The sequence below is a fragment of the Jiangella alkaliphila genome, from assembly GCF_900105925.1.
Classification (GTDB): domain Bacteria; phylum Actinomycetota; class Actinomycetes; order Jiangellales; family Jiangellaceae; genus Jiangella; species Jiangella alkaliphila.
On record NZ_LT629791.1, the window covers coordinates 4748850 to 4771192 of the forward strand.

Sequence of the window (22343 nt, forward strand, 5' to 3'; positions counted from 1 at the left end):
CCGGATGAGGACACCGTGACGAACACGACTGGTAGCCCCGAGCACGACGACGCGGTGACCCCTGCCGCCGAGGTCGAGCCCACGGCCCCCGAGTCCCCCGGCGCCGCCCAGCCGACGCCGACGCCCGAAACCGTCGAGGCAACGCCCACGGACGCTGAGTCGACGCCCGCCGAAGCGGAGGCCGAGCCGGCCGAAGCTGAGCCCGCACCCGCCGAAGCGGAGGCCGAGCCGACGGCCGTCCAGGCTGAGCCGGAGCCCGCCGAGCCGGAGGCCGCTCCCGCAGCGTCCGCCGAGCCTGAGCCCGCACGCGCCGAGGCAACGCCCACGGACCCTGAGCCGGCACCCGCCGAAGCGGAGGCCGCGCCGGAGCCCGTCGCGGCCGAGCCCGCTAGTACCGACGCGGCGCCTGATGAGGCGACGCCCGCCGAGCCGGAGGCCGAGCCGGCCGAGGCTGAGCCCGCACCCGCCGAAGCGGAGGCCGCGCAGCCGGCGGCCGTGCCGACGCCCGCCGACCTGGCGGCCGTCCCGGCCGAGCCGGAGCCCGCCGAGGCGGAGCCCGCTCCCGCGGAGCCCGCCGCCGAGTCGGCGCCCCCCGAGCCCGAGCCTGCCGCCGCCGAGTCGGCGCCCCCCGAGCCCGAGCCTGCCGCCGCCGAGGCGGCACCCGCGCGGCCCACCCCGGCTCCGCCGGTGCCCACGGCAGCCGACCCCGCACCCACGCCCAGCGTCCCCACGCCGACTGCCCCCACCCCCGCTGCCCCCGCGGCGGAGTCCACCGGGCCGGCCGCGCCGACCGTGGCGTCCAACGAGTGGGGCCGGGTCGACGAGAGCGGCGAGGTGTACGTCCGCACCGCCGAGGGCGAGCGCAGCATCGGCTCGTGGCAGGTCGGCAAGCCCGAGGAGGCGCTGGCCTTCTTCATCCGCAAGTACGAGGATCTCGCCGTCCAGGTCGACCTGCTGGAGACCCGGCTGGAATCCGGCGCCGCGGCGCCCGACGATACCGCGCAGGGTGTCGCCAAGGTGCGCGCGCAGCTGGCCGAGGCGCACGCCATCGGCGACCTCGCCGCGCTGTCCACCCGGCTGGACGCGCTCGACGCCCGCATCGCGGAGCGGCGGGCCGAGCGCCGGGCCGCCCGGGCCAAGGCGCTGGAGGACGCGCGCGGGCGCAAGGAGCAGATCGCGCAGCAGGCCGAGAGCATCGCCGAGGGCAGCGACTGGCGCAACGGCGCCGACACGTTGCGAGGGCTGCTCGAGGAGTGGAAGTCGCTGCCCCGGCTGGACCGCGCCACCGACGACGAGCTGTGGCGCCGGTTCTCGTCGGCGCGGACGCACTACACCCGGCGGCGCAAGGCGCACTTCTCCGAGCTGGCCGAGCGCCGCGACGAGGCCCGCGTCATCAAGGAGCGCATCCTGTCTGAGGCCGAGGAGATCAGCGGCTCCACCGACTGGGGCCCGACGTCGCGGCGCTACCGCGAGCTGATGTCGCAGTGGAAGGCCGCCGGCCCGGCGCCGCGGGGGGTCGAGGACAGCCTGTGGAAGAGGTTCCGGGCCGCCCAGGACACCTTCTTCGGCGCCCGCGCCGCGCAGCAGTCCCAGCGCGACGACGAGCAGCAGGCCAACCTCGTGGTCAAGGAGGGCATCCTCGCCAACGCCGAGGCGCTGCTGCCGATCACCGACTGGAAGGTCGCCCGCCAGCAGTTGCGCGCCCTGCAGGACCGCTGGGAGGATGCCGGCCACGTCCCCCGCGACGCCATGCGGTCGGTCGAGGGCCGCATGCGCCGGGTCGAGGACGCCATCCGCGAGGCCGAGCAGAACGAGTGGCAGCGGTCCAACCCGGAGGCCAGGGCCCGCGCCCAGGCGACGGTGACGCAGCTGGAGGCGTCGATCGCCGACCTGGAATCGAAGGCGGCGAAGGCGCGCGAGGCCGGCAACGACCGCAAGCTGCGCGAGGCCGAGGAGGCCATCGAGGCCCGCAAGTCGTGGCTCGAGCAGGCTCAGCAGGCGCTCGAGGAGTTCACCAGCTGACGCGCGCCGCCCGGCGTCGCCGCACCTAGCTCAACTCAGTGCGTCGGCGCCGGGATGCCGCTGGTCAGCCGGTAGGCGTCGAAGACGCCCTCGACACCACGGACCGCCTTGAGAACGTGGCCCAGGTGCTTGGGGTCGGCCATCTCGAAGGTGAACCGGCTGGTGGCGATGCGGTCGGTGTTGGTGGACACCGTGGCCGACAGGATGTTCACGTGCTGGTCGGACAGCACCCGGGTGACGTCGGACAGCAGCCGGGCGCGGTCGAGCGCCTCGACCTGGATGGCCACCAGGAACATGCTGTTCGCCGTCGGCGCCCACTCGACCTCGACCATGCGGCCGTGCTGGCGCCGCAGGCCGTCGACGTTGACGCAGTCCTCGCGGTGCACCGACACGCCAGATCCGCGGGTGACGAAGCCGACGATGGTGTCGCCCGGCACCGGGGTGCAACAGCGGGCCAGCTTGACCCACACGTCGGAGACGCCCTTGACGACGACGCCGGGGTCGCCGCCGCTGCGCCGGCGTGGCCGGTCGGGGGTGGCCGCCTCGGCGACGTCCTCGGTGGTGCCCTCCTCGCCGCCGAGAATCTGCACGAGCTTCTGCACGATGCTCTGCGCCGACACGTTGCCCTCGCCGACCGCGGCGTAGAGCGCGGAGATGTCGGGGTAGCGCAGGTCGTCGGCGACGGCCTTGAGCGACTCTTGGCTCATCATCCGCTGCAGCGGGAGGTCCTGCTTGCGCATGGCCCGGGCGATGGCGTCCTTGCCGTGCTCGATGGCCTCTTCGCGGCGCTCCTTCGAGAACCACTGCTTGATCTTGTTGCGGGCCCGGGCGCTGGTGACGAACGTCAGCCAGTCGCGGCTCGGGCCGGCGCCCTGCGCCTTGGAGGTGAACACCTCGACGACGTCGCCGTTGTCGAGATTGGACTCCAGCGGCACCAGCCGGCCGTTGACCCGCGCGCCGATGGTGCGGTGACCGATGTCGGTGTGGACGGCGTAGGCGAAGTCGACCGGGGTGGCCGCGGCGGGCAGCGCGACGACGTCGCCCTTCGGGGTGAAGACGAAGACCTCGTTGGACTCCATCTCGAACCGCAGCGACTCGAGGAACTCGCCCGGGTCCTCGGTCTCCTTCTGCCAGTCCAGCAGCTGACGCAGCCAGGTCATGTCGTTGCCGGCGTTGTCGCCGTTGTTGTTGATCTGCTTGTCGGTCTCGCGGCTGGAGTTGGAGTCTTCCTTGTACTTCCAGTGCGCGGCGATGCCGTACTCGGCCCGGCGGTGCATGGCGTGGGTGCGGATCTGCAGCTCGACCGGCTTGCCGCCCGGCCCGATGACCGTGGTGTGCAGCGACTGGTACATGTTGAACTTCGGCATCGCGATGAAGTCCTTGAACCGGCCCGGCACCGGGTTCCAGCGCGCGTGCACGATGCCCAGGACGGCGTAACAGTCGCGCACCGACTCGACCAGCACGCGGATGCCGACGAGGTCGTAGATGTCGGCGAAGTCGCGGCCGCGGACGATCATCTTCTGGTAGATCGAGTAATAGTGCTTGGGCCGGCCGTAGACGTTCGCCTTGATCTTCGACACCCGCAGGTCACCCTGCACCTGGTCGATGACCGACGCCAGGTAGTCGTCGCGCGACGGCGCCCGCTCGGCCACCAGCCGCACGATCTCGTCGTACACCTTCGGATGCAGGGTGGCGAACGAGAGGTCTTCGAGCTCCCACTTGATGGTGTTCATGCCCAGCCGGTGCGCCAGCGGTGCGTAGATCTCCAGCGTCTCGTGCGCCTTGCGCCGCGCCGACTCCTTCGGCACGTAACGCCACGTGCGGGCGTTGTGCAGCCGGTCGGCCAGCTTGATGACCAGGACGCGGATGTCCTTGGCCATGGCGATGACCATCTTGCGGACAGTCTCGGCCTGCGCGGCCTGCCCGTACTTGACCTTGTCGAGCTTCGTGACGCCGTCGACCAGCATGGCGATCTCTTCGCCGAATTCGCCGCGCAGCTGGTCGAGGCCGTAGTCGGTGTCCTCGACGGTGTCGTGCAGCAGCGCCGCGGCCAGCGTGGGCGGCGTCATGCCCAGCTCGGCCAGGATGGTCGTGACGGCCAGCGGGTGGGTGATGTACGGGTCGCCGCTCTTGCGCTTCTGCCCGCTGTGGGCGCGCGCGGCGGTGCGATAGGCCTTCTCGATGACCTCGAGGTCGGCCTTCGGATGGTTGGCCCGGATGATCCGGAACAGCGGTTCCAGCGCGGGGTCGGACTGCTGTCGTTGGGCGGTCAGGCGGGCGAGCCTCGCCCGCACCCTGACCGGGGTCAGCGCGCCGCTGGGAACAGTCTGCTCGGCCACAGGCCCCCTCTCGTCCCGGGTAAGGACACAACACAGTTTAGGGGGTCGCTGTTCCCGGCGGGTAACTCAGCGTCATGGCGCCCATGATCATCAACGTTTTGTGCCGCTATGGAGCCTGTTGCGGAATGGCGTGCGGTGGCGGGCGTTGCCGAAGAATCTTCGGCGGCCGCCGTTCTCGCCGCGACGCCCGATCGCCTTGGCCAGCCTGGTCGCCGCACCAGGCCGGGCATATCGGGCGCCGTCACGACGACCAGCCTTGCCAAGGGCGGCACCGGGCCGTCGGCGCGTGACGCGGGCAGGAAGATCTCCGGCTCCAGCGCGTCGACCGCCGAGAGCGCAACAGGCTCCACGGCAGCGCAAAAGTTGATGATCATGGGCGGCGGGCGAGGAGGCGGAACAGGCCGATGACGACGGCGCAGCCGGCCACCGCGACCAGGGTGAGGAACGCGGCCAGCAGCACCCAGGCTCCGTCGCCGACGCCGCCGCCCCACCACCCGTAGCGCAGGCCGCTGTAGTAGAGCGGCACGGCGACCACCGGGACGATCAGTGCCCACCAGCGTCGCACCACGAGGGCGGCGAGCAGCGACAGGACGAACGGCGCCAGGAACAGCGCCGCCGCCTCCACGTCCGTGCCTACACGACGAGCAGGGACTGGATGTTGACGTCCGCGAGCTTGTCGCGGCCGTTCAGGAAGCCGAGCTCCATGAGGATCCCGACGCCCACCACGTCGGCGCCGCCGCCGCGGACGAGGTCGACGGTGGCGCGCACGGTGCCGCCGGTGGCCAGCACGTCGTCGACGACGAGGACCCGCTCGCCCGGCTTGAAGGCGTCGACGTGGACCTCGATGGTCGCCTCACCGTACTCCAGGGAGTAGCTGGCCGCGGACGTCTTCCACGGCAGCTTGCCCTGCTTGCGCACGGGCACGAAGCCGGCGCCGAGACGGTGCGCGACCGGCGCACCCAGGATGAACCCGCGCGCCTCGATGCCTACGACCACGTCGACGTCCTCGCCGCCGACCGCGCCGAGCAGCTCGATCATCGTGTCGAACGCGGCCGGGTCGCGCAGCAGCGGCGTGATGTCCTTGAACGTCACGCCGGGTTCCGGCCAGTCCGGGACGTCGCGGATGTAGGAGAGCAGCAGGTCGCGGTCGGAGTCGGCGATCGCCGGCGGCTTCGTCACGAGGTCAGAGGCTATCGCGTGGCGAGCCGGACGCACACGGCCCGCTCAGCGGATGTCGTCGCCGTTCGTGCGGTCCTCGCCCTTGGCCTGGACGGGCTCGTGCGTCGGCGCGTCGTCGATGACGTCGTCGGCCGGGGTGGCCGGCACGACCGGCTCCTCGGGCTGGACGACGTTGGCGATGGCGCGGCGCACGTAGCGGCTGTGCACGCCCGGCGCGACCTCGAGCACGACCTCGTCGTCGTTGACCTCGACGACCGTGGCGAACAGGCCGGCCGTCGTCATGACCTTCGTCCCGGGCTGGACCGACTGCTGGAGCTCCGCCATCTGACGCCGCTGCTTCTGCTGCGGCCGGATGAGCAGGAAGTAGAAGACAGCGATCAGCAGGACCGGCAGCAGCAGTGCTTCCATGATGGGGACAGGCTTCCTTCCAGGGGCACCCCGCTACGGGCACCGTGCGGCGTTCGGCGATCCGGTGATCGCCGAAAGTACGAGTCTACCCGCGTCGGGGCGGCAGGTTCACGCACCGTCGGCGGCCGAGAACAGATCGGGTTCGTCGAACCCGCGTCCGAACGCCGTCTGCGCAGGTGGGGCCAGGCCGAGATGGCTCCACGCGGCCGGGGTCGCGACGCGCCCGCGCGGGGTCCGCGCCAGCAGTCCGGCCCGGACGAGGAACGGCTCGGCCACCTCCTCGACGGTCTCGCGCTCTTCGCCGACGGCGACGGCGAGCGTGCCGAGCCCGACCGGTCCCCCGCCGAAGCTCTTGCACAACGCCGTCAGCACGGCGCGGTCCAGGCGGTCCAGCCCCAGCTCGTCGACGGCGAACACCTTCAGGGCCGCGCGGGCGACGTCGCCGGTGATGACGCCGTTGCCGCGCACCTCGGCGAAGTCGCGGACCCGGCGCAGCAGCCGGTTCGCGATGCGCGGCGTACCGCGGGACCGGCCGGCGATCTCGCCCGTGCCCTCGCCCTTCAGCTCGAGGTCGAGCAGCCCGGCCGACCGGCGCAGCACCAGCTCCAGCTCGGCCGGCTCGTACAGCTCCAGGTGCCCGGTGAACCCGAACCGGTCGCGCAGCGGCCCCGGCAGCAGCCCTGTGCGCGTCGTGGCGCCGACCATGGTGAAGTGCGGCAGCTCCAGCGGGATGGCCGTCGCGCCGGGACCCTTGCCGACCACGATGTCGACGCGGAAGTCCTCCATGGCGGTGTAGAGGATCTCCTCCGCCGGCCGGGCCATGCGGTGGATCTCGTCGAAGAACAGCACGTCGCCCTCGTTGACCGAGGACAGGATGGCGGCGAGGTCGCCGGCGTGCTGGATGGCCGGGCCGCTGGTGATGCGCAGCGGGACGCCCATCTCGGCGGCGACGATCATCGCCAGGGTGGTCTTGCCGAGGCCGGGCGGGCCGGACAGCAGGATGTGGTCGGCGCTTCTCCCCCGCGCCCGGGCGGCGTCGAGGACGAGCGAGAGCTGCTCGCGCAGCCGCTCCTGCCCGACGAACTCGGCCAGCGTGCGCGGCCGCAGTGCCGCCTCGACGGTGCGTTCCTCCTGGTCGGCGTCGCCGCCCACCAGCCGGGTGACGTGGTCGTCGGGGACGCTCATGTCCTGGCCAGGTGGCGCAGCGCCTTGCGCAGCAGCACCGAGACGTCGTGGTCGCCGTCGCCGTTCAGGTCGGCCGCGACGTTGTCGACGGCGCGGTCGGCCTCGCGGGTGGACCAGCCGAGGCCGAGCAGCGCCTCGTGCACCTGGACCTGCCAGTCGGCCGAGCCGGGCGCCGGGCGGGACGGCACCGCCGTCAGCGACGGGCCGCTGCCGGGCACGCCGAGCTTGTCCTTGAGCTCGATGACGATGCGCTGGGCGCCCTTCTTGCCGATGCCGGGCACCTTCGTCAGCGCGACGAGGTCCTCGGTGGCGACGGCGCGGCGCAGGTCGTCGGGCGAGTGCACCGACAGCATCGCCTGGGCGAGCCGCGGGCCGACACCGCTGGCGGTCTGCAGCAGCTCGAAGACCGCCTTCTCGTCCTCGTCGGCGAAGCCGTACAGCGTCAGCGACTCCTCGCGGACGACGAGGCTGGCGGCCAGCTGGTGGACCTCGCCCAGCCGCAGCGCGGACGTCGTGGACGGCGTGCAGTGCAGCGCCAGCCCGACCCCGCCGACGTCGATGACGGCCTCGGTCGGCCGGACCGCCGTGACCTGGCCACGGACGTAAGCGATCATCGTCGTCCCCTTCCCGCCGCGGCGACCGCGGCCTGCAGCCGGTTCTGTGCCGCGCCGCGCCACACCTGGCAGATGGCCAGCGCGAGCGCGTCGCTGGCGTCGGCCGGCTTGGGCTGGGCGTCGAGCCGCAGCAGCCGGGTCACCATGAACGCGACCTGCGTCTTGTCGGCCTTGCCGCTGCCGCTGACCGCGGCCTTCACCTCGCTGGGCGTGTGCGTGACGACGGGGATGCCGCGGCGCGCCGCCACGAGGGTCGCGACGCCGCTGGCCTGCGCCGTCCCCATCACGGTGCGGACGTTGTGCTGGCTGAACACCCGCTCGACGGCGACGGTGTCGGGCCGGTACCGCGTCAGCCACTCCTCGAGCGCCGTCTCGATGGCGAGCAGCCGGTGCCCCAGCTCGGCGTCGGCGGGCGTGCGGACGACGTCGACGGCGACGAGGTTCAACGGCCGCCCGGGCGACCCCTCGACCACGCCGAGCCCGCACCGCGTCAGCCCTGGATCGACTCCCAGCACCCGCATGCAGCACACCTCTCACCGAACACCAGTTCGGTGCCGACCATACCGGGCGCCGTTCGGCGCCCCGTGCAGACGCGCCGCAGCGTCAGCCGACCGCCGCCATGACGTCGTCGGAGACGTCGAAGTTGGCCCACACGTTCTGAACGTCGTCGCTGTCCTCGAGGGCGTCGATGAGCCGGAAGATCTTCCGGGCGCCGTCCTCGTCGAGCGGGACGCTGACCGACGGCACGAACGACGACTCGGCGGAGTCGTAGTCGAGCCCGGCCTGCTGGACGGCGGTGCGGACGGCGACGAGGTCGGTGGCCTCGCTGCGGATCTCGAACGCCTCGCCGAGGTCCTCGACCTCGTCCGCGCCGGCGTCGAGCACGGCCTCGAGCAGGTCGTCCTCGGTGATCGTGCGGCCGCCCTCCTGGGCCGTCGGCACGACGACGACGCCCTTGCGGTCGAACATGTACGAGACCGAGCCGGGGTCGGCCATGGAGCCGCCGTTGCGGGTCATGGCGACGCGGACCTCGGACGCCGCGCGGTTGCGGTTGTCGGTGAGGCACTCGATGAGCACCGCGACGCCGTTGGGGCCGTAGCCCTCGTACATGATCGTCTGGTACTCGGCCCCGCCGCCCTCGGCGCCGGAACCGCGCTTGACCGCGCGGTCGATGTTGTCATTGGGGACCGACGACTTCTTCGCCTTCTGGATGGCGTCGTAGAGCGTCGGGTTGCCCGCGGGGTCGCCGCCGCCGGTACGGGCCGCCACCTCGACGTTCTTGATCAGCTTGGCGAAGAGCTTGCCCCGCTTCGCGTCGACCAGGGCCTTCTTGTGCTTGGTGGTCGCCCACTTGGAGTGGCCGGACATCTGGGGTCAAGCCTCCTTCACGATGTCGAGGAAGAGCGCGTGCACACGCGCGTCCGCTGTCAGTTCCGGGTGGAAGGACGTGGCCAGGAGCCGTCCCTGCCGGACCGCGACGATATTACCGGTGCCGTCGGCCGTTGCCACGCGGGCGAGGACGTCGACGCCGTCGCCGACCTTCTCGACCCAGGGCGCGCGGATGAACACCGCGTGCAGCGGCCGCTCCGGCTCGCTCAGCGCCGGGAAGTCGAGGTCGGCCTCGAAGGAGTCGACCTGGCGACCGAAGGCGTTGCGGCGCACCGTGATGTCCATGCCGCCGACGGTCTCCTGGCCGGCGACGCCGCCCTCGATGCGGTCGGCGAGCAGGATCATGCCCGCGCACGACCCGTACACCGGCAGCCCGCCGGCCACCCGCTGCCGTAGCGGTTCGAGCAGCCCGAACGTGCGGGCCAGCCGCCACATGGTGGTCGACTCGCCGCCGGGCAGCACGAGCGCGTCGACGGCGTCGAGCTCGTCCGGTGTGCGGACCGGCGTGCTCGCCGCGCCGACCTCGGCCAGCATGCGCTGGTGCTCGCGGACGTCGCCCTGAAGGGCGAGCACTCCCACAACGGGCTGCGACACGGTTGGATCGACCTCTCGTCGCTGACGATGACACTGACAGCTCGATTTTATCCGCCGGCCGACCTCCAGCGTTCCAGCACCGGCGCGCCGGTCACCGGCAGGTTGCCGGGCGCGGACACCGCGTCGAGCCGAGCGGTCAGTTCCGCCGGCAGCTCCAGCTCGAACCCCGGGGCGCTTCGAGCGTACTGGTCGAGGCTGCGCGGGCCGATGATCACCGACGTCACCCCCGGACGGCCGAGCAGCCAGGCCAGCGCGACTGCCGCCGGCGTCGCGTCGATCTCGGCGGCCACCTTGCCGACCTCGTCGGCGATGTCCAGGGCACGCTCGTTGAACATCTCCTCGGCGGACCGGTGCGCCGCCGGCTCGGGCATCGCGAGCAGCCGGCCGATCCGGGAGTCCGGTTCCGGTTCCGCGTCCCGCCGGTACCGTCCGGCCAGCACGCCCCCGCCGAGCGGGCTGTAGGCGAGCGTGCCGAGACCGTGACGCGCGCATGCGGGCAGGATCTCGGCCTCGATCTCGCGCTGGAGCAGGGAGTACTGGGCCTGCAGCGCCACGAACGGCGGGCCGCCCAGCCGCGAAGCGGCCCACTGTGCCTCGACGATCATCGCGGCGGTGAAGTTCGAGCAGCCCAGGTAACGCACCTTGCCGGCGCGGACGAACCCCTCGAGCGTCGCCATCGTCTCCTCGATGGGCGTACTGCCATCCGGCAGGTGACACTGGTAGAGGTCGACGTAGTCGGTGCCCAGCCGCCGCAGGCTGGCGTCGAGCGCCCTGGTCAGGTGGCCCCGGGACAGGCCCCTGCTGTTGGGCGCCGCTCCGTGCGGCATGCCGGCCTTGGTGGCGACCACCACGTCGTCGCGCCGGCCGCGCACCGCCCTGCCGACCACCTCCTCGGACTGGCCGGCGTTGTAGTTGTCCGCGGTGTCGATGACGTTGTTCCCGGCATCCAGGAAGGCGCCGACGATCCGGCCCGCCTCGTCCTCGTCGCAGGCGACCAGCCCGCCGCCGAAGCCACCGCCCGTGGTGCCGAAGTTGAGCGCGCCCAGACATGCCCGCGAGACCTTCAGCCCCGAGCGTCCCAGCGTGGTGTATTCCACTCGTCCGTCCCTTCGCGCTATGATCCGGAACTTGGATTCCGCTTTGAACATACGGAATCTGAATTCCGGTTGTCAAGCACGTGGAGATGCGGGGACATGACGGACGACCACGGCAGGCCGATGCGGGCCGACGCGCGCCGGAACCGCGCTCGGGTGCTGCACGCCGCGGAGGTGGTGCTCGCCAGGGACGGGCTCGAGGCGCCGATGAACACGATCGCCCGCGAGGCCGGTGTCGGCGTCGGCACCATCTACCGGCAGTTCCCCACCAAGGAGACCCTCTACCAGGCCATCGTGGCCGCCAGGCAACGCCGCATGATCGACGAGGCGACCGCGCTGGCGACGGCCGACGACCCGGGCGCGGCGCTGTTCGGCTACTTCGTGCGCGTCATCGACGAGGCACGCACGAAGAAGACCTTCGCCGAGGCGCTGGCCGATGCCGGCATCGACATCGAGGCCGGCTCGGACGACATCCACGCGGAGATGCTCCGCGCGAACGAGACCCTGCTCACGCGCGCCCGCCGAGCCGGCGCCGTCCGCGACGACCTGACCATGCCCGAGCTGATGGCGCTGCTCACCGGCGCCTCGCTGGCGGCCCAGCACGGCGGCTGGGACGACGGGCTACGCGACCGCACGCTGGCCATCATCTTCGACGGGATGCGCCCGCACCACTGACGTCAGCCGACCGTGCGCGTCGTGCCGTCCCAGCCGTGGCCGACCAGGCCGCGCACGATCGACGGCAGCGCCGGCGGGTACACCGGCTCCCCGAGCGCCTCGACCTCGTCGGCGGCGCACCAGCGCAGCTCCGTCACCGAGGCCCGCTCGATGTCCGTCCACCCGGACCCGTCGACGTCCGTCGCGCCGGTCAGCCGGGCGAAGAACAGCACCTCGTCCTGGCGGTACGGACGCCCCATGAAGCTGAAGAACGCGGTGCGGACGGCGACCGGGCCGGCTAGCTCGTCCGGCCCGACCCGCAGCCCGCTCTCCTCGAACAGCTCGCGGACGGCGCCGGCCCGCTCGTCCTCGCCCGGCTCCAGCCCGCCGCCGGGCGTGATCCACCAGACGTTCGACGGGTCGGCGGGGTCGTAGCCGCGCATCAGCAGCACGCGCCCGGCCTCGTCGACGACGATCACCCGGGCGGCGCGCCGATGCTCGGGCTCGGGCCGGGGCGTCACCATGGCAGGGTCACCAGTCGTGCTCGGCCGGCCAGCTCTGCCTCGATCTCGCTGTGGGAGCACAAGACGCCAACGTATCCGACCAAGGCAGCTCGGTTCACCGGCGAGGTTTTGCCCGTCCGGTCGGGACGGCGGTGAGCGGATCCTCCGGCCACGGATGGCGGGGGTAGCGAGCTCGCAGGTCGGCTCGGACCTGGGGGTAGACCTGCGCCCAGAACGAGGCGAGATCGCTCGTGATCGCGACCGGGCGTCGTGCGGGCGACAGCAGGTGCAGAACGACCGGGACACGACCGTCCGCGACGGCTGGAGTGACGGTCCAGCCGAACACCTCCTGCAGCTTCACCGCGAGGACCGGCGGCTCGGCACCGTGGTACGCGAGTCGGACCTCGGAGCCCGACGGGACCTGGAGCCGTTCCGGTGTGAGTTCGCCGAACCGGGCGGCAGCAGGCCATGGCAGCAGTCGCCGGAGCGCCGAAGCCACGTCGATGCGGGCAAGATCGCGCGAGCCTCGCACCGAGGCGAGCTCGGTACCCAGCCATTCGTCGAGATCGGCCAGCAGTGCTTCGTCGTCGACCGCGGGCCACGGGGCGCCGAGGTGGGCGTGGCAGAACGCGAGCCGCTCCCGCAAGGCGAGTGCGGCCTCCGACCAGCGCAGCACGGACAGGCCCCTGCGCCGGATACCGTCGCGGACTGCCGCTTGGACGAGCAGCGGGTCAGGCTCTGCCAACGGGACGTCGTTGAGCACGATCGCGCCGAGCGCCTCGACGCGTCGCGTCACGACCCGGCCGTCGTCCCAGCGGATCTGGTCGTTGGTCGAGACGAGGTCGCCGGCGACGTCTCGCGCGGTCTGCTGGTCGATCGGCGCCGCGGAACGGATCCTGGCGTCGGCGCTCCCGGGTGCCCGGTCGGCGACCGCGATCGCCAGCCAGGTCGTGGTCCGCAGCGGCGACTGCGGATCCAGCGCAGCACCCGTACCGCCGGACATCTGGTACGTCGCCGAGTCGGTCCCCCGGGCCCGCGCGATGCGGTCCGGGTACGCCAGCCCCACCACGATCCCCACCGCAAGATCGTCCGGTACTCCGCGCGTCCCCCGGCCAGCCGCCCCACCCGGCGGGTTGTCGGCCGTCGTGCCTCGTCCGAGGCGCTCCGCCTCTTCTCGCCAGCGGGCCGTGGCACCGCGATCGTCGCCACGGCGAAGAGCTCGCCAGCGGGCCGGTAGATCGTCCCCGAGGTCGCGGCCGGAGTCGTCCGAGAGCATCGCGACGATCTCGCGTGCCCGGTCGGCACCGACCCGCGGCGTCCCGTCCAGCAATGCACGAGCCAACCGAGGATGCGCCCCGACCGCCGTCATCCGCCGGCCCCGCTCGGTGATCCGGCCGGCGTCGTCAAGGGCGCCGAAGCCGCTCAGCAGTTCGGTGGCCGCGGTCATCGCCACCACCGGCGGCGCCTCGATCAAGGTCAGACCGTCACCGGCGGGCGCACCCCACGCCGCCAGCGCGAGGGCGAAGGATGCCAGGTCGGCGGTCGCGATCTCCGGCGCCGCATGCTCGTCGAGACGGGCGTGGCTGGTGGCGGACCAGCACCGATAGACCCGGCCAGGCGCCTCCCGCCCGGCGCGCCCCGCCCGCTGGTCGGCTGACGATCTCGAGACCCGGCAGGTGACCAACGCACCGAGGCCACGGGACTGATCGGTCCGCGGCTCCCGGGCAAGACCCGAGTCGACCACGACCCTGACCCCGGGCACGGTCAGCGAGCTCTCCGCGACCGACGTCGTGACCACGATCCGACGGGTGGCAGCGGGCGCCAGCGCGCGGTCCTGCTCGGCCCGGGACTGGCGACCGAACAACGGCAGGACGTTCCGACCGGCCAGCCGGCGAGTCACACCGTTGATCTCGGCCTCCCCCGGGACGAACACGAGGACGTCGCCGTCGTTCTCGGTCAGTGCGCGCCGGACGACGGCCGCGACGTGATCCAGCAGGCGGGGGTCGATCCGCCCGCCGGGAAGCAGCGGCACGGGGACCGGTGGCGGGGCCCACTCGATCGCCACGTCGAACAGCGCAGCAGACGCGGTGATCACGGGCGCCGGGACGTCCGTGCCCAGTGCGCGGCTCAGCCTGACCGTGTCCGCCGTGGCCGAGGTCGCGACGATCGCCAGGTCTTCCCGCAGGTTCGCCCGGATGTCGACGCAGAGCGCGAGGAGCAGATCGGCATCCAGGTGCCGCTCGTGGCACTCGTCGATCACGATCGCGGTGACACCCGGCAGCTCCGGGTCCTGCTGCAGACGCCGTACGAGGAGCCCCGTCGTCACCACCTCGACCCGGAGTCCACTGCCGCCGCTGCGCTCACCGCGCATCGCGTAGCCGATCCGCTGCCCGAGCGGTTCGCCGACGAGCGTCGCCAGCCGAGCCGCGGCCGCGCGGGTTGCCATCCGTCGCGGCTCGGCGACGATGATCGTGCCCCCGAGCGCGTCACCCAGCGCAAGCGGCAACAGCGAGGTCTTCCCCGATCCGGGCGGCGCGACCAGCACCGCGGTACCGCGCGACCGCACCGCATCGACCGTGGCGGGCAGAACGGCCCGGACCGGCAGTTCCGCCCCGGGCACCGACGGTTCAGGCAGCAGCACGCCCCGACGGTAACCGACCACCACCGCGGAACACCTCACCCGCCCGCAGGCGAGTTCAACGGCGGACCCCCCCTGGAAGGATGTGTTGTCGTGAACCATCTGCTGGACCTCGGGTCCCGGAAGTTCTGGCGACTCGTCCTCGGGTCGCCCCCTGGGCGATTCGGGCAGGACGGCGCGTACGTCGTCGTGCACGACGGCGGACGGGATTTCGCGGCGCGCGTCCCGCTCCACGAGACCTTCCGCCTGTACTGCGACCCGTACGGGGTGCTCCGCACCGACCACGAGCTGCGGTTGCGGCGCACCTGGATGATGCGTCTGCACTACAAGATGGAGCACGCCCGATGATCCACACCTTTCACCTCACCGAGATGCCGGCCGCCGTGACGGCACGCGCGCTGCTGCGACCGCCGTCGGGCACCACCACACCTGGACTGGACCACGCCGAGTGCCTGGCCCTCATGCGCCTGGGGGCGCCCACCGTCTCCCCGGGCCGGCTGCAGCTACGCCGGATCGCGGTCTTCGCACAGTGGCGTGACGAGGACGCCGTGGACGGCTTCCTGTCCGACGACGTCCTCGGCCGCCACCTGGCGACCGGCTGGCACGTCCGCCTGGAGTACCTGCGCCGCTGGTCCCGGCTGGCGGCCCTGCCCGGTCTGCCCGCCCGAGCAGGCGACTGGGACCGGGACGAACCCGTGGTCGCGGTGACCGTCGCGCGGATGCGTCTGCCCGAGGTGCCCCGGTTCCTGCGGTGGGGAAAGCCCGTCGAACGTCAGGTGCGCGACCACCCCGGCACCACGCTCGCCCTGGCCGCCTTCCGGCCGCCGCGCACGATCTCCACGTTCTCCGTGTGGCGCACCGTGCGCGAGATGGAGGAGATGGTGCACGGTCGCTCCGACCTTCCCGCAGCCCGACGACACGCGGACGCCATGGTCGAACGTCGGCGCCGTGACTTCCACCACGAGTTCGCGACATTCCGCTTCCGCCCGCTCTCAGAGCACGGCACCTGGGCGGGGCGTACCGGGATCGTCCCGCTGAGCTGATCAGGCCTCCAGCAGGCTGCCCGGGCTAGCTCACCAACCGCGCTCGGCCAGCCGGTGCGGCTCGGGCACGTCGGCGACGTTGATGCCGACCATGGCCTCGCCGAGGCCGCGCGACACCTTGGCCAGCGTGTCGGGGTCGTTGTAGAACGTGGTGGCCTTGACGATGGCCTCGGCGCGTCGCGCGGGGTCGCCGGACTTGAAGATGCCCGAGCCGACGAAGACGCCCTCAGCGCCCAGCTGCATCATCATGGCGGCGTCGGCCGGGGTGGCGATGCCGCCGGCGGTGAACAGCACCACCGGGAGCTTGCCGGCCTGAGCGACCTCGCGGACCAGCTCGTACGGCGCCTGCAGCTCCTTCGCGGCCACGTACAGCTCGTCCTCGGGCAGCGACGACAGCCGGGCGATCTGGTCGCGCAGCTGCCGCATGTGCGTCGTCGCGTTCGAGACGTCGCCGGTGCCGGCCTCGCCCTTGGAGCGGATCATGGCCGCGCCCTCGGCGATGCGGCGCAGCGCCTCGCCCAGGTTCGTCGCGCCGCACACGAACGGCACGGTGAACTTCCACTTGTCGATGTGGTGCTCGTAGTCGGCCGGCGTGAGCACCTCGGACTCGTCGATGTAGTCGACGCCCAGGCTCTGCAGCACCTGCGCCTCGACGAAGTGCCCGATGCGCGCCTTCGCCATGACCGGGATCGACACCGCGCCGATGATGCCGTCGATGAGGTCGGGGTCGCTCATGCGCGCCACGCCGCCCTGCGCGCGGATGTCGGCCGGCACCCGCTCGAGCGCCATGACGGCGACGGCGCCGGCGTCCTCGGCGATGCGGGCCTGGTCAGCGGTGACCACGTCCATGATCACGCCACCCTTGAGCATCTCGGCCATGCCCCGCTTGACCCGGGCGGTACCGACGGTGGACTGCGTCTCTTCGGACACTGCTCGAACCTCATGAGTCGACGGACGGACGGACAGCACCATGGTACGGCCTCGCCCGTGACGCCTCTGCCCCGCGGCCTGCCCTCCGGCTACTCCCCCGCCAGGCCGCGCGGGACGGTGTCGTCCAGCTCCACGGTCTGGGGCATCGGCGCATAGCCGGCCAGCCTCAGCCACCGGACCAGTGCCTTCCGCCGCAGCCTGATGGACCCGCGCACCAGCTCGTTGTGGAACCGCCGCGCGTGGGCGGCCCGGCGGCAGGCCATCCCCAGCTCGTCCAGCGCCGCCTCGGCGGCGGGATCCGAGCGCAGCGGCTCCAGGTCGGCCGGATCGTCCAGCACGGCCGTCAACACCGCGGTCAGATCACTCTCCGCCTGGTACCGCTCCGCACCCTCAGAAGCCGTCCGTGCCCGCGACGCCGCGTCAGCCAGCGCGACGGACGTCGCCGGGTCCAGCAGGCCGGCGGTCGCGAGGTCCAGCACCGACCCCGACCGGCGCAGCAGCTCGGCGTCCAGGACGGCCAGCGACGCCGCCAGCCGGGCGTGCCGCCGGTCCAGCCGCCCGGCCGTCCACGACAGGTAGACGCCGAGGGCGGCGAGCACGGCGATCGTGACGAACAGCCATTCCCAGTTCACGGCAGCCCCGGCAGCTTGAAGGTGTGACCGCCGGACCCGACCGCGACGGCCATCTCGTAGACCGCCAGCACCTCGTCGGCGACCCGGGCCCAGTCGTAGCGGCGCACCCCCAGTGACGCGGCCGCGCGGTACCGTGCCCGGCGCGCGGGGTCGCCGAGCAGCGCGATCGCCTCGTCCGCCAGCGCCCCAGCGTCGCCGACCGGCACCAGCGCGCCCAGCCGCCCGTTGTCCAGAACGGCCTGGAATGCCTCCAGCTCGCTGGCCAGCACCGGCGCGCCCGCGGCCATCGCCTCGGCGAGGACGATGCCGAACGACTCGCCGCCGATGTGCGGCGCGACGTAGATGTCGCTGCTGGCCAGCATCGCGGCCTTGTCCTCGTCGCTGACGCCGCCGAGGAACTCGACGGCGTCGCGGTGGCGGGGGGCGATGCCGCGGCGGATGTCGTCGATCTCGCCCCGTCCGGCGACCAGGAGCCGGGCCCGCGGGAACGCCTCCTGAATGGCCGGCCAGGCCTTGAGCAGCACCTGCAGGCCCTTGCGCTGCTCGTCGAGGCGGCCGAGGAACGACAGCGTGCCGTCGGGCGAGCGCCACTCAGGCCGCGGCTCGACGGCGAACCGGTCGACGTACAGCCCGTTGGGGATCAGCACCGCGTCGACGCCCAGGTGCTCGACGACGGTGCGCCGGGCCTCCTCGGAGACGGCGATGTGGGCGGTGAACTTCTCGAACGCCGACTTGAGGATGCCCTGCGCGGCGCTCATCGCCCGGGACCGGCGCATCGCCGAGTGCGACGTCGCGACGATCGGCACCTCGGCCCACAACGTCGTGATCAGGCCCAGCGACAGCGACGCCGGCTCGTGCACGTGCACGACGTCGAACTCGCCGTCGACGAGCCAGCGGCGCACCCGCGCGGCGATGCGCGGCCCGAACGCGACCCGCGCCACCGACCCGTTGTACGGGATGGCCAGCGGCCGCCCGACGGTGGTGACGTACGACGGCAGGTCGTCGTCGTCATCGCCGGGCGCCAGGACGGAGACCTTGTGCCCGCGGCGGGTCAACTCCTCGGTGAAGTCGCGGATGTGCACCTGGACGCCGCCCGGGACGTCCCAGGCGTACGGGCAGGCGATGCCGACCTTCACGGCGCCACCGGGTGCGCCCGTCGCGGGTCGTTCGCGTCGAGGTCGGCGATGAACAGCCGCTGGGTCATGTGCCAGTCCTGCGGGCTGGCCGCGATGCCGATCTCGAACGCGTCGGCGATGCGCTGCGTCATGGTGGCCAGCCGCTCGCCGCGTTCCTGCGGCGGCTCGATCGGCTCGTGGAACCGGACGACCAGGCCGTGGTCGGGCTCGCGGCCCTCGTAGGAGAGCGTGGCGGGGATCAGCGCGGCCCCGGTGCGCAGCGCCAGCATCGCGCTACCGGCGGGCATCCGGGTCGGCTCGCCGAACAGCGTGACGGGGACGCCGCGGCGGGACAGGTCGCGCTCGGCGGGCAGGCAGACCAGCCCGCCGCGGTTCAGGTGCTCGGCCAGCGCGCTCATGACACCCTCGCCGCCCAGCGGGTGCACCGTCATGCCGAGCGCCTCGCGGTAGGTGACGAACCGTTCGTACAGCCGCTCCGGGCGCAGCCGCTCGGCCACCGTCGCCAGCGGGGCGCCGGTGAGGCAGGCCCACGCGCCGGCCCAGTCCCAGTTGCCCATGTGCGGCAGCGGCACGACGACGCCCCGCCCGGCGGCCAAGGCGTCGCGGAAGTGGTGCTCGTCGACCACCCGGACCCGTTCGAGGATGCGCTCGTGGCTCCACTCCGACATCCGGAACGCGTCGCACCAGTACCGCATGTACGAGCGGGCGCCGAGATGGGTCAGTTCGCGCAGCTCCTCGGGGTCGTACTTGCCGACGCGGGCCAGGTTCAGCCCCAGCCGGCGCACCGACGGGCTCTCGCGGCGCCAGAAGAAGTCCGCGATGGTCCGGAACGACCGGTACGCCGCCTTCTCCGGCATGTGCTGGACGGCTTTCCAGCCCGTGCTGTAGAGCCAGTACTGCCGCCAGTCGCTGAACGCACTCACTCCAGCGCCGCCTGCCGCTGCACCGTGCGGACGCGGTGCCAGACGGTCCACGCACTGGCCGCCGCCAGCAGCCAGAGCAGCACCTCGAGCACGACGACGGGCAGGTCGAACAGGCCGACCAACCCGGTGACGACGAGGATCGCGACCAGCCGGTCGGCCCGCTCGGCGATGCCGCCGCCGGCGGTGTAGCCGAGGCTCTCGGCCCGTGCCTTCGCGTAGGAGACGACGGCGCCCAGCGTCAGGCAGGCGATCAGCAGCGCCACCATGCGCAGGCTGTCGCCGTCGCCGGCGAACCACATCGCCAGCCCGCCGAAGATCGCGGCGTCGCCGAAGCGGTCCAGCGTGGAGTCGAGGAACGCCCCCCACTTGCTCGTCCGGCCCTGCAGCCGCGCCATGATGCCGTCGATGTTGTCGAAGAACACGAACGCCGTGATGAACAGCGTCCCCCAGAGGAACTCCCCCAGCGGGTAGAAGATCACCGCACCGGCGACGACGCCGAGCGTGCCGATGACCGTCACCGCATCCGGGCCCAGCCCCAGCCGCAGCATCCCGCGCGCCGCGGGTGTCAGGATGCGGGTCGAATAGACCCGGGTGTACTTGTCGAGCATCGCCCGTCCGTTCGACTCCAGATGTCCGAAACCGGTCCGCTGGATGAGCAGCATCCGGCGCCGCCATGCTACTGGCGATATGCCGATCACCCTTGCGCATCCACGCCTCGGGCACCAAAGTGGCCATCACCACATCTACGATCCGCGGCGGCGCAACGAGGCGCTGGTACCGCCGGGCCGCGCGTCGCCTGCGAGGCAGGAGGCTGGCGCATGGCGACACGGCACCAGACAGGAGAGCAGGGCGACGCCGGAGGTGTACCTCCGGCCGACGGGGTCGACGTGCGCAACGTCGCTCTCGTCGGCCCGACCTCAGCCGGTAAGACCACGCTCGTCGAGGCCCTCCTCGTCGCGTCCGGGACGATCCACCGGGCCGGCCGGGTCGAGGACGGCACCACCGTGACCGACCACGACGAGAGCGAGGTCCGCCAGCAGCGCTCGGTCGGGCTCGCGCTCGCCCCGCTGCTGTACGAGCAGACCAAGATCAACCTGCTGGACACCCCCGGCTACGCCGACTTCGTCGGTGATCTGCGGGCCGGGCTGCGCGGCGCCGACTGCGCACTGTTCGTCGTGTCGACGGCCGAGCCGATCGACGGCACCACCCGGCTGCTGTGGGCCGAGTGCGAAGCGGTCCGCATGCCGCGTGCCGTCGTCCTCACCAAGCTGGACCACCCCCGCTCCGACTACGCGGGCACGCTGGCCGCGATCCGCGACGGCTTCGGCGACAAGGTGCTGCCCCTCTACCTGACCAGCGGGACGGACTCCCTGGTCGGCCTGCTCAGCGAGCGGGTCTATGCGTACGACGGCGGCCGCACCGAGCGCGACCCGTCGGCCGACGAGGCCGCCCTGCTGGAGGGCGCCCGCGGGGAGCTGATCGAGGGCATCATCGAGGAGTCCGAGGACGAGTCGCTGATGGATCGCTACCTCAGCGGCGAGCACATCGAGCTGAAGGTGCTGGTCGACGACCTCGAACGGGCGGTCGCGCGCGGCTCGTTCCACCCGGTCGTCCCGGTCTGCTCCGCGACCGGCCTGGGCACGCAGGAGCTGCTGGAGGTCATCGCGGGCGGCTTCCCGGCGCCGTCGGAGCACCCGCTGCCGGAGGTGACGTCGCTGGACGGCACGCCGCGCGAGGGCATCGCCGCCGACCCCGCCGGCCCGCTGCTGGCCGAGGTCGTCAAGACCACGTCGGACCCCTATGTGGGCCGCGTCAGCCTGGTCCGGATCTTCTCCGGCACGCTGCGCCCCGACGCGACGGTGCACGTCTCCGGCCACTTCCTGGCCGACCGCGGGCACGAGGAGCACGACGAGGACGAGCGCATCGGCGCGCTGTCCTGCCCGCTCGGCAAGACGCAGCGGCCGGTCGCCGAGGCGCACGCCGGCGACATCGTCGCGATCGCCAAGCTGTCCCGCGCCGAGACCGGCGACACGCTGTCCGCGAAGGACGACCCGCTGCTCATGCGGCCGTGGTCGATGCCCGAGCCGCTGCTGCCGTTCGCGATCGTCCCGTCCGCCAAGGCCGACGACGACAAGCTCGTCCAGGGCCTGTCCCGGCTGGTCGCCGAGGACCCGACGCTGCGGGTCGAGAACAACGGCGAGACGCACCAGCTGGTGCTGTGGACGATGGGCGAGGCGCACGCGGACCTCGTCCTGGACCGGCTGCGCACCCGCCACGGCGTCGACGTCGACACCGTCGGCCTGCGGGTGCCGCTGCGCGAGACGCTGGCCGGCAAGGCGAGCGGCCGCGGCCGGCACGTCAAGCAGTCCGGCGGCCACGGCCAGTACGCCGTCTGCGAGATCGAGGTCGAGCCGCTCCCCGAGGGCGGCGGTTTCGAGTTCGTCGACAAGGTCGTCGGCGGCTCCGTCCCGCGCCAGTACATCCCGTCGGTCGAGAAGGGCGTGCGGGCGCAGATGGAGCGCGGCACCGTCGCGGGCTACCCGATGGTCGACATCAAGGTCACGCTGTACGACGGCAAGGCGCACAGCGTCGACTCGTCCGACATGGCCTTCCAGACCGCGGGCGGCCTGGCCCTGCGCGAGGCGGCGTCGGCGGCCGGCGTGAACCTGCTCGAGCCGGTCGACGAGCTGTCCGTCATGGTCCCCGACGACTACGTCGGCTCGGTCATGGGCGACCTCGCCGGGCGGCGCGGCCGGGTGCTCGGGACCGAGGCGGTCGGGTCCGGGCGGACGGTGGTGCGCGCCGACGTGCCGCAGACGGAGATCGTCCGGTACGCCATCGACCTGCGCGCGATGAGCCACGGCACCGGCACCTTCACCCGGCGCTACGCCCGGTACGAGGCGATGCCGCAGAACCTCGCCGCCAAGGTGACGGCCGACGGCTAGGCCCAGCCCCAGGTGTCCGCCGCGCCCGCCGCGGCCCGTTGATCATGGAGAAGGTCGGCTTCCCGGCGCTTCGGGACCCGACCTTCTCCATGATCAACAGCGGGGTGGCACTCAG

At 72.5% G+C, this 22343-nt stretch carries 22 protein-coding genes; 5 read left to right on the plus strand and 17 right to left on the minus strand.

Translation table 11 applies throughout. The features are described 5' to 3' along the window. The first annotated feature begins 15 nt into the window (after positions 1 to 15). Entirely contained in the window at positions 16 to 2022 is a 2007-nt protein-coding gene (locus tag BLV05_RS37765; RefSeq protein WP_231948582.1) for a DUF349 domain-containing protein, read from the plus strand. Positions 2023 to 2057: 35 nt separating this feature from the next. Here the strand turns inward: BLV05_RS37765 and BLV05_RS21705 are convergent, their stop codons facing one another. The 10 genes from BLV05_RS21705 to BLV05_RS21750 form a co-directional block, all read right to left on the minus strand. Beyond that, positions 2058 to 4361 carry a RelA/SpoT family protein gene (locus tag BLV05_RS21705; RefSeq protein WP_046770413.1) on the minus strand — a complete coding sequence of 768 codons (2304 nt, stop codon included), beginning with the start codon at positions 4359 to 4361 and terminating at the stop codon, positions 2058 to 2060. A 370-nt stretch (positions 4362 to 4731) separates the two neighbouring features. Beyond that, positions 4732 to 4986, minus strand: coding sequence for a hypothetical protein (locus BLV05_RS21710; RefSeq protein ID WP_046770414.1), 255 nt, complete (start codon positions 4984 to 4986; stop codon positions 4732 to 4734). Positions 4987 to 4994: 8 nt separating this feature from the next. Continuing rightward, on the minus strand, positions 4995 to 5522 hold the full coding sequence (locus BLV05_RS21715; RefSeq protein ID WP_046770518.1) for an adenine phosphoribosyltransferase: 528 nt from the start codon (positions 5520 to 5522) through the stop codon (positions 4995 to 4997). Positions 5523 to 5585: 63 nt separating this feature from the next. Further along, positions 5586 to 5948 (minus strand): preprotein translocase subunit YajC, encoded by a 363-nt coding sequence (yajC, locus tag BLV05_RS21720; protein WP_046770415.1) that lies wholly within the window; start codon positions 5946 to 5948, stop codon positions 5586 to 5588. A gap of 108 nt (positions 5949 to 6056) precedes the next feature. Then, positions 6057 to 7133: a Holliday junction branch migration DNA helicase RuvB gene (gene ruvB / locus BLV05_RS21725; protein ID WP_046770416.1), complete on the minus strand. Its 1077-nt coding sequence runs from the start codon at positions 7131 to 7133 to the stop codon at positions 6057 to 6059. Then, positions 7130 to 7747 (minus strand): Holliday junction branch migration protein RuvA, encoded by a 618-nt coding sequence (gene ruvA, locus BLV05_RS21730; protein ID WP_046770417.1) that lies wholly within the window; start codon positions 7745 to 7747, stop codon positions 7130 to 7132. The genes ruvB and ruvA overlap by 4 nt, the downstream gene beginning before the upstream one ends. Further along, the gene (gene ruvC, locus BLV05_RS21735; RefSeq protein WP_046770418.1) at positions 7744 to 8268 is read right to left on the minus strand and encodes a crossover junction endodeoxyribonuclease RuvC; all 525 of its coding nucleotides are present in this window, start codon (positions 8266 to 8268) and stop codon (positions 7744 to 7746) included. Before ruvC ends, ruvA begins: the two co-directional genes overlap by 4 nt. A gap of 82 nt (positions 8269 to 8350) precedes the next feature. Next, positions 8351 to 9115: a YebC/PmpR family DNA-binding transcriptional regulator gene (locus tag BLV05_RS21740; RefSeq protein ID WP_046770419.1), complete on the minus strand. Its 765-nt coding sequence runs from the start codon at positions 9113 to 9115 to the stop codon at positions 8351 to 8353. A 6-nt stretch (positions 9116 to 9121) separates the two neighbouring features. Then, complete coding sequence (gene pdxT, locus BLV05_RS21745) at positions 9122 to 9730, minus strand: pyridoxal 5'-phosphate synthase glutaminase subunit PdxT (RefSeq protein WP_046770420.1); 609 nt, start codon at positions 9728 to 9730, stop codon at positions 9122 to 9124. A 47-nt stretch (positions 9731 to 9777) separates the two neighbouring features. Then, positions 9778 to 10827 (minus strand): aldo/keto reductase, encoded by a 1050-nt coding sequence (locus BLV05_RS21750; protein WP_046770421.1) that lies wholly within the window; start codon positions 10825 to 10827, stop codon positions 9778 to 9780. A gap of 96 nt (positions 10828 to 10923) precedes the next feature. On the opposite strand from BLV05_RS21750, the gene BLV05_RS21755 reads away from it, so the two are divergent. Further along, positions 10924 to 11499, plus strand: coding sequence for a TetR/AcrR family transcriptional regulator (locus BLV05_RS21755; protein ID WP_046770422.1), 576 nt, complete (start codon positions 10924 to 10926; stop codon positions 11497 to 11499). Between the two features lie 2 nt (positions 11500 to 11501). Here BLV05_RS21755 and BLV05_RS21760 read toward each other — a convergent pair whose 3' ends face one another. Beyond that, positions 11502 to 12002 carry an NUDIX hydrolase gene (locus BLV05_RS21760; protein WP_046770423.1) on the minus strand — a complete coding sequence of 167 codons (501 nt, stop codon included), beginning with the start codon at positions 12000 to 12002 and terminating at the stop codon, positions 11502 to 11504. A gap of 94 nt (positions 12003 to 12096) precedes the next feature. Then, positions 12097 to 14622: an ATP-dependent helicase HrpB gene (gene hrpB / locus BLV05_RS21765; protein WP_197683249.1), complete on the minus strand. Its 2526-nt coding sequence runs from the start codon at positions 14620 to 14622 to the stop codon at positions 12097 to 12099. A 90-nt stretch (positions 14623 to 14712) separates the two neighbouring features. Between hrpB and BLV05_RS21770 the strand changes: the two genes are divergently transcribed. Together BLV05_RS21770 and BLV05_RS21775 are read left to right on the plus strand one after the other, a co-directional pair. Then, positions 14713 to 14967: a hypothetical protein gene (locus BLV05_RS21770; RefSeq protein WP_046770424.1), complete on the plus strand. Its 255-nt coding sequence runs from the start codon at positions 14713 to 14715 to the stop codon at positions 14965 to 14967. After that, the gene (locus tag BLV05_RS21775) at positions 14964 to 15662 is read left to right on the plus strand and encodes a hypothetical protein (RefSeq protein WP_046770425.1); all 699 of its coding nucleotides are present in this window, start codon (positions 14964 to 14966) and stop codon (positions 15660 to 15662) included. Before BLV05_RS21770 ends, BLV05_RS21775 begins: the two co-directional genes overlap by 4 nt. Before the next feature lie 30 nt (positions 15663 to 15692). Here BLV05_RS21775 and pdxS read toward each other — a convergent pair whose 3' ends face one another. From pdxS to pgsA, 5 genes are read right to left on the minus strand one after another with little or no spacing between them, the layout of a single operon-like run. Then, on the minus strand, positions 15693 to 16634 hold the full coding sequence (gene pdxS, locus BLV05_RS21780) for a pyridoxal 5'-phosphate synthase lyase subunit PdxS (protein ID WP_197683250.1): 942 nt from the start codon (positions 16632 to 16634) through the stop codon (positions 15693 to 15695). A 47-nt stretch (positions 16635 to 16681) separates the two neighbouring features. Further along, positions 16682 to 17224: a hypothetical protein gene (locus BLV05_RS21785; RefSeq protein ID WP_046770427.1), complete on the minus strand. Its 543-nt coding sequence runs from the start codon at positions 17222 to 17224 to the stop codon at positions 16682 to 16684. Beyond that, positions 17221 to 18360 carry a glycosyltransferase family 4 protein gene (locus tag BLV05_RS21790; RefSeq protein ID WP_046770428.1) on the minus strand — a complete coding sequence of 380 codons (1140 nt, stop codon included), beginning with the start codon at positions 18358 to 18360 and terminating at the stop codon, positions 17221 to 17223. The genes BLV05_RS21785 and BLV05_RS21790 overlap by 4 nt, the downstream gene beginning before the upstream one ends. Beyond that, the gene (locus BLV05_RS35950) at positions 18357 to 19283 is read right to left on the minus strand and encodes a phosphatidylinositol mannoside acyltransferase (RefSeq protein WP_046770429.1); all 927 of its coding nucleotides are present in this window, start codon (positions 19281 to 19283) and stop codon (positions 18357 to 18359) included. Before BLV05_RS35950 ends, BLV05_RS21790 begins: the two co-directional genes overlap by 4 nt. Next, positions 19280 to 19891, minus strand: coding sequence for a phosphatidylinositol phosphate synthase (gene pgsA / locus BLV05_RS35955; RefSeq protein WP_046770520.1), 612 nt, complete (start codon positions 19889 to 19891; stop codon positions 19280 to 19282). Before pgsA ends, BLV05_RS35950 begins: the two co-directional genes overlap by 4 nt. A 210-nt stretch (positions 19892 to 20101) precedes the next feature. Here pgsA and BLV05_RS21800 point away from each other — a divergent pair, with 210 nt between their 5' ends. Continuing rightward, positions 20102 to 22228, plus strand: a complete 2127-nt coding sequence (locus tag BLV05_RS21800) for an elongation factor G-like protein EF-G2 (protein ID WP_046770430.1) — start codon at positions 20102 to 20104, stop codon at positions 22226 to 22228. Positions 22229 to 22343 lie beyond the last annotated feature (115 nt).

Bases quoted from the DNA above. Each gene is read 5' to 3' on its own strand.
- BLV05_RS21755 (WP_046770422.1), top strand. From the start codon at position 10,924: ATGACGGACGACCACGGCAGGCCGATGCGGGCCGACGCGCGCCGGAAC.
- BLV05_RS21740 (WP_046770419.1), bottom strand. From the start codon at position 9,115: ATGTCCGGCCACTCCAAGTGGGCGACCACCAAGCACAAGAAGGCCCTG.
- pdxS (WP_197683250.1), bottom strand. From the start codon at position 16,634: ATGGTGCTGTCCGTCCGTCCGTCGACTCATGAGGTTCGAGCAGTGTCC.
- yajC (WP_046770415.1), bottom strand. From the start codon at position 5,948: ATGGAAGCACTGCTGCTGCCGGTCCTGCTGATCGCTGTCTTCTACTTC.
- pgsA (WP_046770520.1), bottom strand. From the start codon at position 19,891: ATGCTCGACAAGTACACCCGGGTCTATTCGACCCGCATCCTGACACCC.
- BLV05_RS21775 (WP_046770425.1), top strand. From the start codon at position 14,964: ATGATCCACACCTTTCACCTCACCGAGATGCCGGCCGCCGTGACGGCA.
- BLV05_RS21760 (WP_046770423.1), bottom strand. From the start codon at position 12,002: ATGGTGACGCCCCGGCCCGAGCCCGAGCATCGGCGCGCCGCCCGGGTG.
- ruvC (WP_046770418.1), bottom strand. From the start codon at position 8,268: ATGCGGGTGCTGGGAGTCGATCCAGGGCTGACGCGGTGCGGGCTCGGC.
- BLV05_RS21800 (WP_046770430.1), top strand. From the start codon at position 20,102: ATGGCGACACGGCACCAGACAGGAGAGCAGGGCGACGCCGGAGGTGTA.
- ruvB (WP_046770416.1), bottom strand. From the start codon at position 7,133: ATGAGCGTCCCCGACGACCACGTCACCCGGCTGGTGGGCGGCGACGCC.
- ruvA (WP_046770417.1), bottom strand. From the start codon at position 7,747: ATGATCGCTTACGTCCGTGGCCAGGTCACGGCGGTCCGGCCGACCGAG.